At 51.4% G+C, this 14,851-nt stretch carries 13 protein-coding genes and 2 pseudogenes; 8 read left to right on the top strand and 7 right to left on the bottom strand.

Annotated features, from left to right (window positions below; genetic code table 11):
* The 3 genes and pseudogenes from I656_RS17650 to I656_RS0114845 form a co-directional block, all read right to left on the bottom strand.
* Positions 1-230, bottom strand: a pseudogene (locus I656_RS17650) (IS701 family transposase); the annotation flags it as partial.
* A 184-nt stretch (positions 231-414) separates the two neighbouring features.
* Positions 415-1,041, bottom strand: coding sequence for a hypothetical protein (locus tag I656_RS12285; RefSeq protein WP_020754098.1), 627 nt, complete (start codon positions 1,039-1,041; stop codon positions 415-417).
* A gap of 196 nt (positions 1,042-1,237) precedes the next feature.
* Positions 1,238-1,552: a hypothetical protein gene (locus tag I656_RS0114845; protein WP_164832298.1), complete on the bottom strand. Its 315-nt coding sequence runs from the start codon at positions 1,550-1,552 to the stop codon at positions 1,238-1,240.
* On the opposite strand from I656_RS0114845, the gene I656_RS12290 reads away from it, so the two are divergent.
* Positions 1,502-2,629, top strand: coding sequence for an Ig-like domain-containing protein (locus I656_RS12290; RefSeq protein ID WP_020754097.1), 1,128 nt, complete (start codon positions 1,502-1,504; stop codon positions 2,627-2,629). The genes I656_RS0114845 and I656_RS12290 overlap by 51 nt on opposite strands.
* Positions 2,630-2,764: 135 nt before the next feature.
* Here I656_RS12290 and I656_RS12295 read toward each other — a convergent pair whose 3' ends face one another.
* A complete protein-coding gene (locus I656_RS12295; RefSeq protein ID WP_020754096.1) occupies positions 2,765-3,667 on the bottom strand; it encodes a class I SAM-dependent methyltransferase in 903 nt (300 codons plus the stop codon).
* A complete protein-coding gene (locus I656_RS12300) occupies positions 3,664-4,290 on the bottom strand; it encodes a TetR/AcrR family transcriptional regulator (RefSeq protein ID WP_025950178.1) in 627 nt (208 codons plus the stop codon). The genes I656_RS12295 and I656_RS12300 overlap by 4 nt, the downstream gene beginning before the upstream one ends.
* Before the next feature lie 322 nt (positions 4,291-4,612).
* Here I656_RS12300 and I656_RS12305 point away from each other — a divergent pair, with 322 nt between their 5' ends.
* Together I656_RS12305 and I656_RS18950 are read left to right on the top strand one after the other, a co-directional pair.
* On the top strand, positions 4,613-5,167 hold the full coding sequence (locus I656_RS12305; protein WP_033004849.1) for a GNAT family N-acetyltransferase: 555 nt from the start codon (positions 4,613-4,615) through the stop codon (positions 5,165-5,167).
* Between the two features lie 120 nt (positions 5,168-5,287).
* The gene (locus I656_RS18950; RefSeq protein ID WP_235048593.1) at positions 5,288-5,464 is read left to right on the top strand and encodes a hypothetical protein; all 177 of its coding nucleotides are present in this window, start codon (positions 5,288-5,290) and stop codon (positions 5,462-5,464) included.
* Positions 5,465-5,668: 204 nt separating this feature from the next.
* Here the strand turns inward: I656_RS18950 and I656_RS0114840 are convergent, their stop codons facing one another.
* Positions 5,669-6,295 (bottom strand): LysE family translocator, encoded by a 627-nt coding sequence (locus I656_RS0114840; protein ID WP_033004846.1) that lies wholly within the window; start codon positions 6,293-6,295, stop codon positions 5,669-5,671.
* Positions 6,296-6,425: 130 nt separating this feature from the next.
* Complete coding sequence (locus I656_RS12315; RefSeq protein ID WP_020754092.1) at positions 6,426-7,376, bottom strand: cation diffusion facilitator family transporter; 951 nt, start codon at positions 7,374-7,376, stop codon at positions 6,426-6,428.
* Between the two features lie 206 nt (positions 7,377-7,582).
* Here I656_RS12315 and glgB point away from each other — a divergent pair.
* The 5 genes and pseudogenes from glgB to glgP all read left to right on the top strand — a co-directional run.
* Positions 7,583-9,594 (top strand): annotated as a pseudogene (glgB, locus tag I656_RS0114835) (1,4-alpha-glucan branching enzyme).
* The gene (locus tag I656_RS12320) at positions 9,476-10,645 is read left to right on the top strand and encodes a glucose-1-phosphate adenylyltransferase (RefSeq protein ID WP_020754089.1); all 1,170 of its coding nucleotides are present in this window, start codon (positions 9,476-9,478) and stop codon (positions 10,643-10,645) included. The pseudogene glgB and the gene I656_RS12320 overlap by 119 nt, the downstream one beginning before the upstream one ends.
* On the top strand, positions 10,642-11,676 hold the full coding sequence (locus I656_RS12325; RefSeq protein ID WP_020754088.1) for a sugar phosphate nucleotidyltransferase: 1,035 nt from the start codon (positions 10,642-10,644) through the stop codon (positions 11,674-11,676). The genes I656_RS12320 and I656_RS12325 overlap by 4 nt, the downstream gene beginning before the upstream one ends.
* On the top strand, positions 11,673-13,130 hold the full coding sequence (gene glgA, locus I656_RS12330) for a glycogen synthase GlgA (protein WP_015375683.1): 1,458 nt from the start codon (positions 11,673-11,675) through the stop codon (positions 13,128-13,130). Before I656_RS12325 ends, glgA begins: the two co-directional genes overlap by 4 nt.
* Positions 13,117-14,851: glycogen/starch/alpha-glucan family phosphorylase (gene glgP / locus I656_RS12335; RefSeq protein ID WP_020754087.1), on the top strand; the 1,735-nt coding region annotated here is incomplete at its 3' end. The genes glgA and glgP, both read left to right, overlap by 14 nt.

Here is a 14,851-nt window from a genome sequence, read left to right as displayed (position 1 = left end):
AGGATCCACTCTTGAAGCTTTCCAAGCAGCCTTTCCTCATCCCAAGGGCTTTTCGTGAAAAAGTGACGGAGTGTCGTTCGATGATTCGGATGAAAGCTCCAGTGATGGACATCGGTCAACGTTCCCGAGAATCCCTTGGTGGTCAAGGCATCGACAAGGTGAACGAGGTGCTTCAAGACCGGTTTGGAAAGCTGCAGCGTCAACCCCAGCGTGAAGAAAAACTTGTCGATTCCTTGGTGATGTGCTCATCGATTCATGAGACATGAACCTCCTTGTGGGTAGTTGTGAGCACATCTATTTTATCCAAGGAGTCCGGTTCATGTCTCCTTTTTTGTTTGGTTGTCAATTTATGTTAGTGAATTTGCTCATCTACAGTAATCGATAAAAATAGAGTCATTTTATTGAGTAATTGATTCAGGTAACTTCTGTCACTTCACCATTTTCATCCACAAACAATGCCGTAATACCTGTTCTCACTTTCGCTAATAATGGTAGCCGATCCCATAGATTGCGAAATTGCTGTATGTCAGGCAAGGCAATACTATACTTCGCATAAGGATCTTCCATTCGTTGCAGTATTTCTCCCAATATCGTTAGGAAGTAATTCACATTCATTTGCTGATATGAACCCATTCCTTTCACTTCAATAATCCATCGATCTGTCTCTCTTGTTGCATCTATGTCAATTCCACGATTCTTACCCCATGCCACTCGGGTGTTCCATCCGTCTGCATGAAGATACGAAATAAGTACCTGTTTGATGTTATCTTCAGAAAAGGCTTTTTTATCCTCTTCAAGATCCTTCTTTCCTTTGTTCTGGAAATAATCCACCACATGCTGGTCTGTGGCAAGATAGTTACCGATAAGCCCATCTTGTCTTTTCACTCTCTTCAGTACTCCTTGTGCCTCTAATGACCTGCATGCCTGATTGACAGGTTGCTGTGGCTTTTTTTCTCCCAATATTCGATTGGTAATTTCTCTATCGGTCAAACCGCTATGTTCCTGTAGAAGTTGAATAATCCTTTCCTTTAATGTTTTCACTACTCATCCCCCACATATATTAGCTTCTCATTGAATTTTACAATTTTCTGGTTAACGTAAACAATAGCATCATGAATTCACTCTTTACATGGTACGACATTATAGCATTTAGTAGTGTTTTGTTCGACAAAAAAGTACGAATTTGTGTTATAAATTCGCACTTATGTGTATATGATAAAGTGATTTCACTATAAAACTATAAAGGAGGATCGATGTAAATCATTTTTATTCTACCTGAATAACTTTTTTGCAATAAACGTAAAACCTCTAAATTATCCCCTTCGATTAATATATGCTTTGCGTTCTCTTCGTTTATCCCTTCTCCTTCCATAAATTTAAGAGTTCCTTGTGGCGGTAAAAAAGCAAGACGACGGGCTTCTTTTTTACCCACCCATTGAAGCCCGTAAAATTCCTCAGTGTTACTTTCAATTAATTCTTCGTCAATACCGTTGATTTCTTCTTGCATAAAGGATGGATCAATGCCAAGCAGCAGAACGCTTATGCTGTCCAAGGAACAGCAGAACCCCATAGCGCTGTGCAAGTTTTGTTGAGCGATGGAAAGCAGCGCATCACCAAAACGGTGCGTGCAGACGGCAAAGGGAGATTCCGGGCGGTGATCGATGCAAGAAGATTGGCGGAAGGAGAGATTACGGTCTCCGCGGTTAGTGTGGATTCGGCAGGAAACCAAAGCGGCCAATCGAAGAAAGTGCTTCGGAAAGATGTGAGCATAGAGGCCCCTGAGCTGTTGAATGAAGGATATATCAACGCTTTCAACTATGAAGCTTATCCAGTAACGGGGACAGGAACGCCTGGAGAGAAAGTGGTGGTGGAGGCTGCTGATGGAAAAAAATCCGTCTCAGCGAGCGGGCTTGTGGATGAAGATGGGAATTATGAAGTGGAGATCAATACTTCTTCTCTGAAGGACGGGAAGATCACGATCCGTGTGAAAACGATCGATCAAGCGGGGAATGAAAGCCGGATGGCAAGTGTCGTCCTCATCAAATCGTTGTCTTCTCCGGCCAAGCCGTCTATTGACAATAAAGGATATGTGAACGCCAGTGCAGATGCAACTGCTTATGAGGTGACGGGCAAGGGAGAGCCAGGAGCGGAAGTGGAGGTCACTTTGTCCGATGGAACGAATGAAATCAGCACAGTCGGTACGGTGGAAGAAAACGGGAGATACCATGTAGAAGCGGATATTTCCCCGTTAAGCGATGGACTGATTACCATTACAGCCGTTCAAACGAGCGTTACAGGCAATGTAAGCCCAGAGGCAACCGCGACGGTTTGGAAGGATACAGCTGTTGCCACTCCATCATTGAACGCCCTGCCAGCTGTTACGAGTCAAAATCAAGCGGCATACACGATCGCAGGAATGGCAGAAAGCAACGCATTGGTGCAAATCATCATTACGGATGGACAAAAATCTCTCGTGGAACGGACGTCGGCGGACTCGAATGGGAATTTTTCGAAGACGATCGATCTGTCTGCATTCAACAATGGCCAGCTGATGATCATTGTGACACAAGAAGACAAAGCGCAAAACCATAGTGAAGCGACCACAGCGACGGTGACGAAAGGGCAATAAGAAGGAACCTGTCGGCCGAGCCTTTCTTTGAAGCGGGATGCTTCAAAGAGGACTCGGTCGATTTTTTGGTGAATAGACATGTTTCAATATCACATAATCATGGAAAATCACAAAATTCAGAGGCCTTCCTGGATGTTATTTGCGCACCGCATGGACATAATGGACATGTTCAAACGCTGTCAGATCGTCGTTTCGGTTCGAGAAAAATTCCGCTTGGATTTGTTCCGGCGATACGTGTTCGAAAATGAGGAGACGGTGATGCTGCAGCTGTTTCTCAAGTTCCTCGATCGAATACGCCGCTTTCATCGGTTCACCGCTTTGCCGGGCGAGGGCGAGCGTGTTTTGCACCCGCTTGACGGTGGAGGTGAACAGCTGCTCATCGGCAACATCAAACACGATAGAACTGCCCTCTGTCATCAATGGAGCGAGTTGGTGCAAAAGACGATAGAAGTGCTCTTTTTCTAGATAATATGAGACGCCAAGCAGGCTGAACACCGTTTTTTCGTTTGGGCGAAAGCCGGCTGCGAGCAATCGGGAAGCCACGTCATCCTTGGTAAAATCAGCGGCGACCAGTTGCAAGCAGTTTGGCATCTTCCCGTTGGCCATGTGGATGCGTTCGCGCTTGAATTGCTGTGTGTTGGGATGGTCGACTTCGAATATCGTCAGGCCGCTGTTTGGATGACGGAAGGCGAACGTATCCATCCCTGCTCCTAACATGACATACTGCGTCGCGCCAAGCCGCTTTTCGTGTTGGACGATCCGTTCGGTATAGGCGGCGCGGGCGATTGGAGTCGGAGCGAGCTGCGTTTGGACGATCCATTTCACTTTCTCTTCGTCCGATGAGAACGCATCAAGCCGCTCGGGGGCAAAAAATCCTAAGCCGTTGGCGAGAAAGGTTTGGATTTGTTTGTATTCTTCGTCTGTGATCAGCTGTCTGGCCATATCGTCACGAAATATGACAGGCGTATCGTGTTCCGTATGATAAGCGCGGACGAAACAGGACATCAATGCGGTCATGCTCGGTTCGTTTGGTTTCATGGCAATGGCTCCTTTGCGAGGCTATGGAGAATCATCTTCTGGCCGTAGGCGACAAATTGTTCTTTCGTCTTGCCGAGCGTCGGCAGCAAAAACGCTCCTTTTGTTTCGATAAGGTCAAACAACGCGTGTAGCTGTGCGGAGAACACGTACACGGTCATCATGACGTCTGCGGTTTCACGGACAACGCCTTCTGCGATGCCTTGCTCGATCCAGCGGGAGAGGGCGTCATTGATGTCCGTTCCTAAAGAGAAAATAGCTTCCATGGTGGGTGTCACTGCGTCCAACGATGGCGGGCGAAACTCGCGGACGGCGCGCGCCGAAACGGGACAATGTTCGTAGTAAGCGCGCATTGCTTTACAAATGTGTTCGTACTTGGCCAAAAACGGCTGCTCGGCTTGCACGATGTCGGTTAGACGATCACGCAACTGTTTGAGACCATTCGCGACAATGTAGTACAAAATCTCCTCCTTCGTGTCAAAGTAGCGGTACACCGTACGGCGGCTGTATCCCGACGCTGCGCAAATGTCGCTGATTGACGTGCCGTCAAACCCGCGTTCGAGAAACAACCGCTCAGCGGCTTGGGCAATCGTTTGTTTGTGTACAGCGGCGATATGTTCTTTCATAGCTGATACTCCTAGTATCAAAAGTATACTATTAGTATACTTTTGTTTTTCTGTTTGTCAAGTGGTTACTTTATTGACAAACGAGCCATCAAAACAATGGTGATGAAGGGGAGCTGGGGTGGTGTTCGTAGAGCATATCGAAAGTGGATGGTTCAACATTCATCAGGCGAATCACTAAAAATATATCGGGGCTTTTGGTGAATGGCCCAATGGTTGACGGTAATACGAACTATGAGACAGAAGAGGTTTTTCTTTTGCGTGCAGGATATTGCCCTCGTGCTTACGAATCTATACGGATGCACATCAAGCAAGGAGGATGGCTATGGGAAACATCCAGCCAAGGCGGTTGGTGACGGCAAGCGGCCAACCGATTGTTATACGGACGGCATGGCCCGAGGATGCTGAGCGGATCGTTGCGTTTGTCAAGGCCGTGACCGCGGAAGCGCTTTACTTGCTTACGACGGAAGCGGAAGTGACGGTCACAGAAGAGCAACAACGCCAATGGCTGCAAAAAATGGCGGACGATCCTGGAAAGTTGGCGCTGTTGGCCGAGCATGACGGAGAGATGATCGGGTTTTTAGATTTTCATAATGGAAATAAGCGGCGAACCAAGCACCAAGGGTCTTTCGGCATGAGCGTGAAAAACGGCTTTCGAGGCCAGGGGATCGGCACGGCGTTGCTTGCAGCGCTCCTTGATTGGGCAAAAGAAAATCCTTTGATTGAAAAAGTTTGCCTCGAAGTCGTCGCTGACAACACGAACGCGATTCGATTGTATCAAAAGTTTGGATTTGTGGAAGAAGGCGTGAAGAAAAAAGCTGCAAAAATCGATGACGGGACGTATTGGGATTTGATTTTGATGGCTCGCTTTGTCAAGTAGGTTCGGCGGATGAGTGCGGGGAGATCGCTCGATGAGCATTTCCTTCCTTTCTATTGCGCCGGTTTGCGCTTCGGTGCGGCGGTCGGCGTGACAAGGAGGGAGAACGTGAGAGACAAGGGAATGAGGTTGTTGCCGCTTGGCGTCAGGCTCATGAAGCCGCAGCGGGAACAATACAAACGGATGGCGGCCTGCGAGAGAAAGGCCGCCATGTTGGTTTTGGTTGAAATGCCCAATCTTTTGTCATTTGGTCCCGATGTGCTGTTGTTTCTGCCGTTGCTTCTCCTAGAAGGCTTGTGATTTAAGGGGAAATGTTGCTCCCCAACAGCGTTTCTCAAATTGAAAAACCTTGCAACACCATAACTTTATCCCTTTCGACTTCTCGCAAATCGAGCGAATCCGTTGTTTTTCACCGGTCTTCTAGGAGGCGCGGCGCTTTTTTTGAGTAAAAGAGGTGTTGGGGGCTGCTCGCAGAAAGGAGCGGCCGCTCCTGGCCGCGCACCGCTACGAACGCTCGCTGAAGGCGATTTGAATGCCGATTAGGGCGAAGATGGCGCCTTTGAGCCAATGGATTCGCTTCGTGATGGTGGTGTTGGCCAAGAGCCAATGGCGCAGTTTTTCCGCGCCGATGCTCACCAAGGTGAAGACGGCGAGCGCTTGAGCGAGAAAGACGGCGCCAAGAAGCAACATCTGTTGCGGCACGCGGCCCGCTGACGGATCAACGAACTGCGGCAGGAGCGCCAAAAAGAAGAGCGACACTTTCGGGTTGAGCACGTTCATGACAATGCCTTTTTTGTACAGCGAGGCGTATGCCATTGGCTTCTGCCGCCCAAAGGCGAGACTGCTGTCTTTTTCGCGGAACGCCTGCCATGCCAAGTACAGCAAATACGCGGCACCGGCGTACTTGACGATGGCAAACGCCAAGGCGGATTGGTAAATGACAGCCGAGACGCCAAGCGTGGCTGCGCTGATGTGGACAAGCAGGCCGGTGCACAGCCCGAGCGCGGTGGCGATGCCCGCCTGTTTGCCTTGGGACAGGCTTTGGGCGATGACGAACAAAATGTCTGGCCCTGGCGCTAACGTAAGCAAAACGGCGACGCCTAAAAACGCGAAGATCGTTCCGATTCCCATGAGGCATCCCTTCCTTCGGCATGATGACTCTATATGTTCGCCGCGGATCGTATTGATTCCTTTTTGTTTGAAAGGGAAAATGGACAAACGAAAAAGCCGCCCATGCCATTCAAAGCAGAGGCGGCATTTCCTATTCATGGGAAGCTTTTTTCTCCAAAAACGCCCGGCCATAGCGGCCATGGTCATGGAGCATGGCGTGCTCCACCTGGATGGTGGCGTGCTCGATTCCGTATTTTTCCTTCAACATTTCATTCACCGCCAAGATGACGCATAGCGGCTGGATGCGTTCGTTGACAAACACATGAGCCGACAGCGAGTAATGGTCGGTTGAGATGGCCCATAAGTGCATGTCGTGCACGTCTTCGACCCCTTCGATCTTTCGAATATCGGCGCGGATTTGTTCGAGGTCGAACCCATCTGGCACGGCTTCCATTAAGATGAGATACGATTCGCGCATAATTTTCGCCCCGCCTGTGAAAATGATGGCGGCGATCACTAAGCTGATGATCGGGTCGAACACCGTCCAGCCGGTGAAGTAAATGAGCAGCGCGGAAACGATGACGCCGATCGAGCTAATCAAGTCGCCGATGAAATGCCAAAGGGCGCTCTGAACGTTCAAATTGTCTTCCTCTTTCGTGCTCCGGCTTAAGACGATGGTCAACGTCAAGTTGACGACGAGGCCGATCACTGCGATCCCGAGCATGAGGCGAAAGTGGATCGGTTCAGGATGGAGAAAACGCTGAATGCCTTCCCATAAAATCCACAGCGCAATGACGGCCAACGTCAGCCCGTTCAAAAACGATGTGATGATTTCAAACCGCAAAAAGCCGAACGTAAAGCGGCGGTTCGGCGGGCGCGTCGCCATGTAGAGGGCGACCATGCTTAAGCCAAGCGCCAATACATCGGATGCCATATGGGCCGAATCGGACAAGAGGGCGAGTGAGTTGGAAATCAGTCCGCCAATGATTTCGACGGCGGTGAAAAACATGGTCAACAAAAGCGTCACCCAGAGCGCTTTTTTCGATTCATTTTGCGTTTTGACGTGCGGGAGATGGTGAAAATCGTACAGTGTTGGAGCCATAATGCACCTCCGTTATTTATAATAATTATCAACTTATATATATTATAATATAAAAATCCGCCTGTGTGCAAATGAAATTTCGACAGCCAGAAACAGCGGTTGTTGGAATTTGTCTAAAAGTATAGACGAAGCATTCAAGGAATGAAGCCTTCTGTTGGCGAATAGGAATCAATGTTGTGTATGGCCATCATTTTGCTTCGGAAAGGATGCGATCCAGCTTGATTGCGGCGAATCCGACAGATTTAGAAGTGTATTTGTTTCATGAAGGCCGTTTGTATCAAAGTTATGAGTTGTTCGGCGCTCATGTCATCCGCGACGGCGGAGCGGTCGGCACTCGCTTTTGCGTGTGGGCGCCCCATGCGCGGGAAGTCCGTCTTGTCGGCAGTTTCAACGATTGGAATGGGGCGAATTCCCCCCTGACGAAGGTGAACGACGAAGGGGTATGGACGATCGTTGTTCCAGAAAACTTGGAAGGGCATCTCTATAAATATGAGATCATCACACCGGATGGCCGTGTTCTGTTGAAAGCCGACCCGTACGCCTTTTACTCCGAATTGCGCCCTCATACCGCCTCGATTGTCTACGATTTGAAAGGATACGAGTGGAATGATTCATCTTGGCAGCGGAAGAAACGGCGAAAGCGGATTTATGACCAACCGATGGTCATTTATGAACTTCATTTCGGTTCGTGGAAAAAGAAACCGGACGGCCGCTTTTATACGTACCGTGAGATGGCCGACGAACTCATTCCGTACGTGCTGGAGCGCGGATTTACGCACATTGAGCTGCTTCCGCTTGTCGAGCATCCGCTCGATCGTTCATGGGGATATCAAGGGACCGGCTATTATTCGGTGACAAGCCGCTATGGCACGCCGCACGATTTCATGTATTTCGTCGACCGCTGCCATCAAGCGGGGCTTGGCGTCATCATCGACTGGGTGCCGGGGCATTTTTGCAAGGACGCCCACGGGCTGTACATGTTTGACGGCGCACCGACGTATGAATACGCGAATGAAAAAGACCGAGAAAATTACGTCTGGGGGACGGCGAATTTTGACTTGGGCAAGCCGGAAGTGCGCAGCTTTCTGATCTCCAATGCGTTGTTTTGGCTGGAGTATTACCATGTGGACGGGTTTCGCGTCGATGCGGTCGCCAATATGCTTTATTGGCCGAACAACGATCGGCTCTATGAAAATCCGTATGCGGTCGAGTTTTTGCGCCAGTTGAATGAGGCGGTGTTTGCCTATGACCCGAACGTCTTGATGATCGCTGAAGATTCGACCGACTGGCCGCGGGTGACGGCGCGACGTACGATGGCGGCCTTGGGTTTAACTACAAGTGGAACATGGGCTGGATGAACGACATGCTGAAGTATATGGAAACGCCGCCGCATGAGCGGAAGCATGCACACAATCAAGTCACCTTTTCCCTCCTTTATGCGTATTCAGAAAATTTCATTTTGCCGTTTTCCCATGATGAAGTTGTGCATGGCAAAAAGTCGCTGCTCAACAAAATGCCGGGGTCGTACGAGGAGAAGTTCGCCCAGCTGCGGCTGTTGTACGGCTACATGATGGCCCACCCCGGGAAAAAGTTGTTGTTTATGGGCAACGAATTCGCCCAGTTTGACGAATGGAAGTTTGAGGGAGAGCTCGACTGGGTGCTGTTTGATTTTGACTTGCACCGGAAGATGGATGAGTATGTCAAGCAATTGATCGCCTGCTACAAGCGGTATAAGCCGTTTTACGAGCTCGACCACGACCCGCAGGGGTTTGAATGGATTGACGTTCATAATGCCGAGCAAAGTATTTTCTCATTCATCCGCCGGGGGAAAAAAGAAGGTGATGTGCTGGTCATTGTTTGTAATTTCACAAATCAGGCGTATGACGATTACAAAGTCGGCGTGCCGCTTTTGGCGCCGTACCGCGAAGTGCTGAACAGCGATGCAGCGGAGTTTGGCGGTTCGGGACATGTCAACGGGAAGCGGCTTCCCGCTTTCCATGAGCCGTTTCATGGAAAACCGTACCATGTGCGCATGACGATTCCGCCGTTTGGCATTTCCATTTTGCGGCCAGTGCAAAAACGAGGGGAGAGAAAGCAGAATGAAGAAGACGTGCATCGCGATGTTATTGGCCGGCGGGCAAGGAAGCCGGCTTCGCTCGCTGACGACAAACATCGCGAAACCAGCCGTGCCGTTTGGGGGGAAGTACCGGATCATTGATTTTACGTTGAGCAATTGCACGAACTCGGGCATTGACACAGTCGGGGTGTTGACCCAATATCAGCCGCTTCTTTTGCACTCGTACATCGGCATCGGAAGCGCATGGGATTTAGATCGAAGAAACGGGGGCGTCACCGTCCTTCCCCCTTACTCCGCCTCTTCCGGCGTCAAATGGTACGAAGGCACAGCGAACGCCATTTATCAAAATATGAATTATATTGAACAGTACGACTCGGACTACGTGCTCGTGCTGTCCGGCGACCACATTTACAAAATGGACTATCGGCAGATGCTCGACTACCATATCGCCAAACAGGCCGATGTGACGATTTCCGTTATTGAAGTGCCATGGGAAGAAGCGAGCCGGTTTGGCATTATGAATACGAATGACGAGATGCAAATTGTCGAGTTTGCCGAAAAACCGGCGGAGCCAAAGAGCAATTTGGCGTCGATGGGCATTTACATTTTCAATTGGCCGTTATTGAGGGAGTATTTGCAAATCGACAACGCCGATCCGCATTCGTCGCACGACTTTGGCAAAGATGTGATTCCGCGGCTGCTTCGGGAGAACAAGCGGCTCGTGGCCTATCCGTTCAAAGGCTATTGGAAAGATGTCGGCACCGTCAAAAGCTTGTGGGAAGCCAACATGGATTTGCTCGATGAACACAATGAACTTGACTTGTTTGACCGCTCGTGGCGCATTTATTCGGTCAACCCGAACCAGCCGCCGCAATACATCGCTCCCGAGGCGGAAGTGAGCGATTCTCTCATCAATGAGGGATGCGTCGTGGAAGGAACGGTGGAGCGCTCAGTGCTGTTTCAAGGCGCCCGCATCGGCAAGGGAGCGGTTGTGAAAGAATCCGTCATTATGCCAGGGGCAACAGTTGGTGAAGGAGCGTATGTCGAGCGAGCGATCGTCACTCCGGAGATCGTCATCCCGCCGCATTCGACTGTGAGCCCGGGCGATGCTGATGATGACGTCGTGCTCGTAACGACCGAGTGGATCAAGCAACGGAATAAGGACACCGCAAGGAAGGATGGAGCACAATGAACAACAACATGATGTTGGGCGTCATCGACGCGACCACGTATATGGAGGCAATGGCGCCGCTTGTCGAGCAACGCTCAATCGCAGCGGTGCCGTTTGCCGGGCGGTATCGGCTCATTGATTTCGTGCTTTCAAGCATGGTCAACTCCGGCATTGAAAGCGTCGCGATTTTTCCGAAATACCAATATCGGTCGCTGATGGACCATTTAGGATCAGGGAAGAATTGGGATTTAAACCGAAAGCGGGACGGATTGTTTTTCTTCCCATCGCCGGACTTGTTGTTTTCCGGTGAGCGCCGGGTCGGGGCGTTTGCCCATTTTGAGCAGCATATCGACTATTTTTTGCGGAGTCGGCAAAAGTATGCGGTCATCGTCAATAGCTACACGGTGTGCAACATCGACTTTGACGCCGTCCTCGAGCGCCATATCGAACGCGGCTGCGATGTGACGCGAATTTGCCATCGCGGCGAGCCGCTGGAGATGTACGTGTTGGAGACGTCTCTTCTGCTTGATTTCATTGCCAATTATAAAAACCGCGGCTATCGAAGCATCGTCGATGTCGTCTGCGATAACTGTCATTCGCTGTCCATTTGCGACTATGAATACAGCGGGTATGCGGCCGTCATCGATTCGCTCGCCCGCTATTTCCGCGCGAGCATGGAGCTTCTTGACCGCAGTGTTTGGGAGCAGCTTTTTCTTCCATCGCGGCCGATTTATACGAAAGTGAAAGACGAGCCGCCGACGAAATACCGGCGGGAAGGGAATGTGAAGCGCTCGATGATCGCCAACGGCTGCGTCATTGAAGGAACGGTGGAAAACAGCGTCTTGTTTCGTTCCGTGAAAATCGGCAAAGGAGCCGTTGTGAAGAACAGCATCGTGATGCAAAAATGCCAAATCGGCGATGGTTGTGTGCTTGATGGCGTCATCGTCGACAAAGACGCGAAAATCGAACCGGGGGTCGTTTTGCAAGGGACGGCGGAGCGGCCGTTTGTCGTTCGCAAAGGAACGGTGCAAGGGGAGGTCGTCAGCCGATGAACGTGCTGTTTGCCGTATCAGAATGCGCCCCGTTTGCCAAATCAGGGGGATTGGCCGACGTCGCCGGCGCGCTGCCGAAAGAGCTGCGCCGGCTTGGCGTCGATGTCCGCGTCATGTTGCCCAAGTATGAAACAATCGCTTCAAAGTGGAAAGAACGAATGGACAAAGTGGCGGAGTTCGTCGTGCCAGTCGGGTGGCGCCGCCAGTATTGCGGCGTTGAGGAGCTCGAGCATGACGGGGTCGTCTATTACTTGATCGACAACGAATACTATTTCAAACGGCCGCAGCTGTACGGCCATGATGACGACGGCGAGCGGTTCGCTTATTTTTGCCGGGCGGTGCTGGACGCGCTTCCGGCGATTTCGTTTCAGCCCGACATCATTCATTGCCATGACTGGCACACCGGCATGATTCCGTTTTTCTTGCGCGAGCAATACCGTCATGATCCGTTTTATGCGGATATCTGCACGATCTTTACGATTCACAACTTGCAGTTTCAAGGGCTGTTTCCGCGCGGGATTTTAGAGGATTTGTTGAATTTGGACGGACGGTATTTCACCGTCGACCATCTCGAGTTTTACGGAAGCGTCAGCTTTATGAAAGGGGCGCTTGTCGCCTCCGATTTGATTACGACGGTCAGCCCGACGTACAAAGAAGAGATTCAAACCGCTTATTACGGCGAGCGGCTTGACGGGCTGTTGCGGGCGCGGCGGGATGATTTGCTTGGCATTTTAAACGGCATTGACGACGAGTTTTACAACCCGGAAACCGATCCGTTTTTGGCGGCGACCTATAGCGTACATACGCGGGAAAGAAAAAAACTCAACAAGCGCGCCCTGCAGCGGCGGTTCGGTCTGCCAGAGCGGGATGATGCGCCCGTTGTCGCGATGGTGACGCGAATGACGGCGCAAAAAGGGCTCGATTTAGTCACGTGCGTCTTCCATGATCTGATGCAGGAAGAGATGCAGCTTGTTGTGCTTGGAACGGGGGATTGGCGGTTTGAACAGTTTTTCTCGCAAATGGCGGCGGCCTATCCGGACAAAGTCGGGGTGTACATCGGCTTTCACGAACCGCTCGCCCATCAAATTTATGCGGGCGCGGACTTGTTTTTAATGCCGTCATTGTTTGAACCGTGCGGGCTGAGCCAAATGATCGCGCTTCGGTACGGGACGATTCCGATCGTTCGGGAAACGGGCGGGCTGAACGATACGGTGCAATCGTACAATGAATTCACAGGAGAAGGGAACGGGTTCAGTTTTACGAACTTTAACGCCCACGACATGTTGTACACGATCCGCCGGGCGCTGTCGTTCTACCGCCAGCCATCTGTCTGGGAGCGGCTCATGGAGCGGGCGATGCGCGGCGATTACAGCTGGCGCCGGTCGGCGAGGGAGTATCGAAAAGCGTACGAACAGCTGAACAAAAAGGGGGAAGACGCGCTTGTTCGCGGATAAAGAAACGTTTCAACGGGCGTTTGTGACGCGGGTCGAGGCGTTGTGCGGCAAACCGTTTGCGGAGTCGACGGCGCGCGATCATTATCATGTCCTTGGCCATATGGTGCGCGAACATATCAGCCGCCATTGGATCGCGACGAACGAGCGCTGCCGGGCGGAGCGGCGGAAGCAGGTGTACTATTTGTCGATCGAGTTTTTGCTCGGCCGTTTGCTCGGAAGCAACTTGTTAAACCTCGGCGTCCGCCCGATGGTCGAAGAGGGGCTTCGCGAGCTCGGCATCCGCCTTGAGGACATTGAGGAATGCGAAGCGGACGCCGGGCTCGGAAACGGCGGGCTCGGGCGGCTCGCCGCCTGTTTTCTTGACTCGCTCGCCACATTGAATTTGCCGGGCCACGGCCATGGCATTCGCTATAAACACGGGCTGTTTGACCAAAAAATCGTTGACGGCTATCAAGTCGAGCTGCCGGAGCAATGGCTGCGAAACGGGAACGTTTGGGAAATCCGGAAAGAAGAGCTGGCGGTCGAAGTTCGCTTCTGGGGAAGGGTCGAGGTGTCGGAACAAAACGGCCGCCTTGTGTTCCGCCATGTCGACAGCGAAAACGTGATGGCTGTGCCGTACGATATGCCGGTCATCGGCTTCGGGACGAACACGGTCAACACGCTCCGGCTTTGGAGCGCCGAGCCGGCGAAAACGTTCCCGCTTCATAAAGATGTGATGCAATACAAGCGGGAGACGGAAGCCATTTCGGAGTTTTTGTACCCGGACGATACGCACGATGAAGGCAAACTGCTCCGGTTAAAGCAGCAGTATTTTCTCGCCGCCGCCAGCCTCGGCAGCATCACTCGCGCCCATCGCCGCCAGCACGGGAGCTTGCGCCGCCTCCATGAATATGTCGCCATTCATATCAACGACACGCACCCGGTGCTCGCGATTCCGGAGTTGATGCGCATTTTGCTCGATGAGGAAGGGATGAGCTGGGAAGAGGCTTGGCACATTACGACCCATACGATCGCGTACACGAATCATACGACGCTGGCGGAAGCGTTGGAGAAATGGCCGATTCGTCTGTTTCAGCCGCTGTTGCCGCGCATTTATATGATCGTCGAGGAAATCAACGAACGGTTTTGCCGCGAGCTGTGGGAACGTTATCCCGGCGATTGGGGGCGGATTGAACAAATGGCCATCGTCGCCCACGGGATGGTGAAAATGGCGCACTTGGCCGTCGTTGCGAGCCATAGCGTCAACGGCGTGGCGAAACTGCATACGGAGATTTTGAAACAGCGGGAGATGCGCTTGTTTTACGAATGGGCGCCGCACAAGTTCAACAACAAAACGAACGGGGTGACGCACCGGCGCTGGCTGTTGAAAGCCAACCCTGAGCTGTCGGCGTTGATTACGGAAACGATTGGTCCGCGCTGGATCCGCGAGCCGGAAGCATTGATTGAGCTGAAGTCTTATGCTTCCGATCCGGCGTTTCAGCAGGCGTTGGCTGCGGTCAAACAGCAGCGGAAGCTGAAGCTTGCCAAGCGCATTTCGGAAAAAACGGGCATTGTTGTCGACGAATCGTCGATATTTGATGTCCAAGTGAAACGGCTGCACGCTTATAAACGGCAGTTGTTAAACGTTTTGCACATTATGCATTTATACAATCGGCTGAAAGAGGATTCACACTTCTCGATTTATCCGCGCACGTTCATTTTCGGAGCGAAAGCGTCGCCAG

This window comes from Geobacillus sp. WSUCF1 (assembly GCF_000422025.1).
GTDB classification, from domain to species: Bacteria; Bacillota; Bacilli; order Bacillales; family Anoxybacillaceae; genus Geobacillus; species Geobacillus zalihae.
The sequence above is the reverse complement of the archived record's forward strand: the minus strand, read 5'-3'. Positions and strand labels throughout refer to the sequence as shown.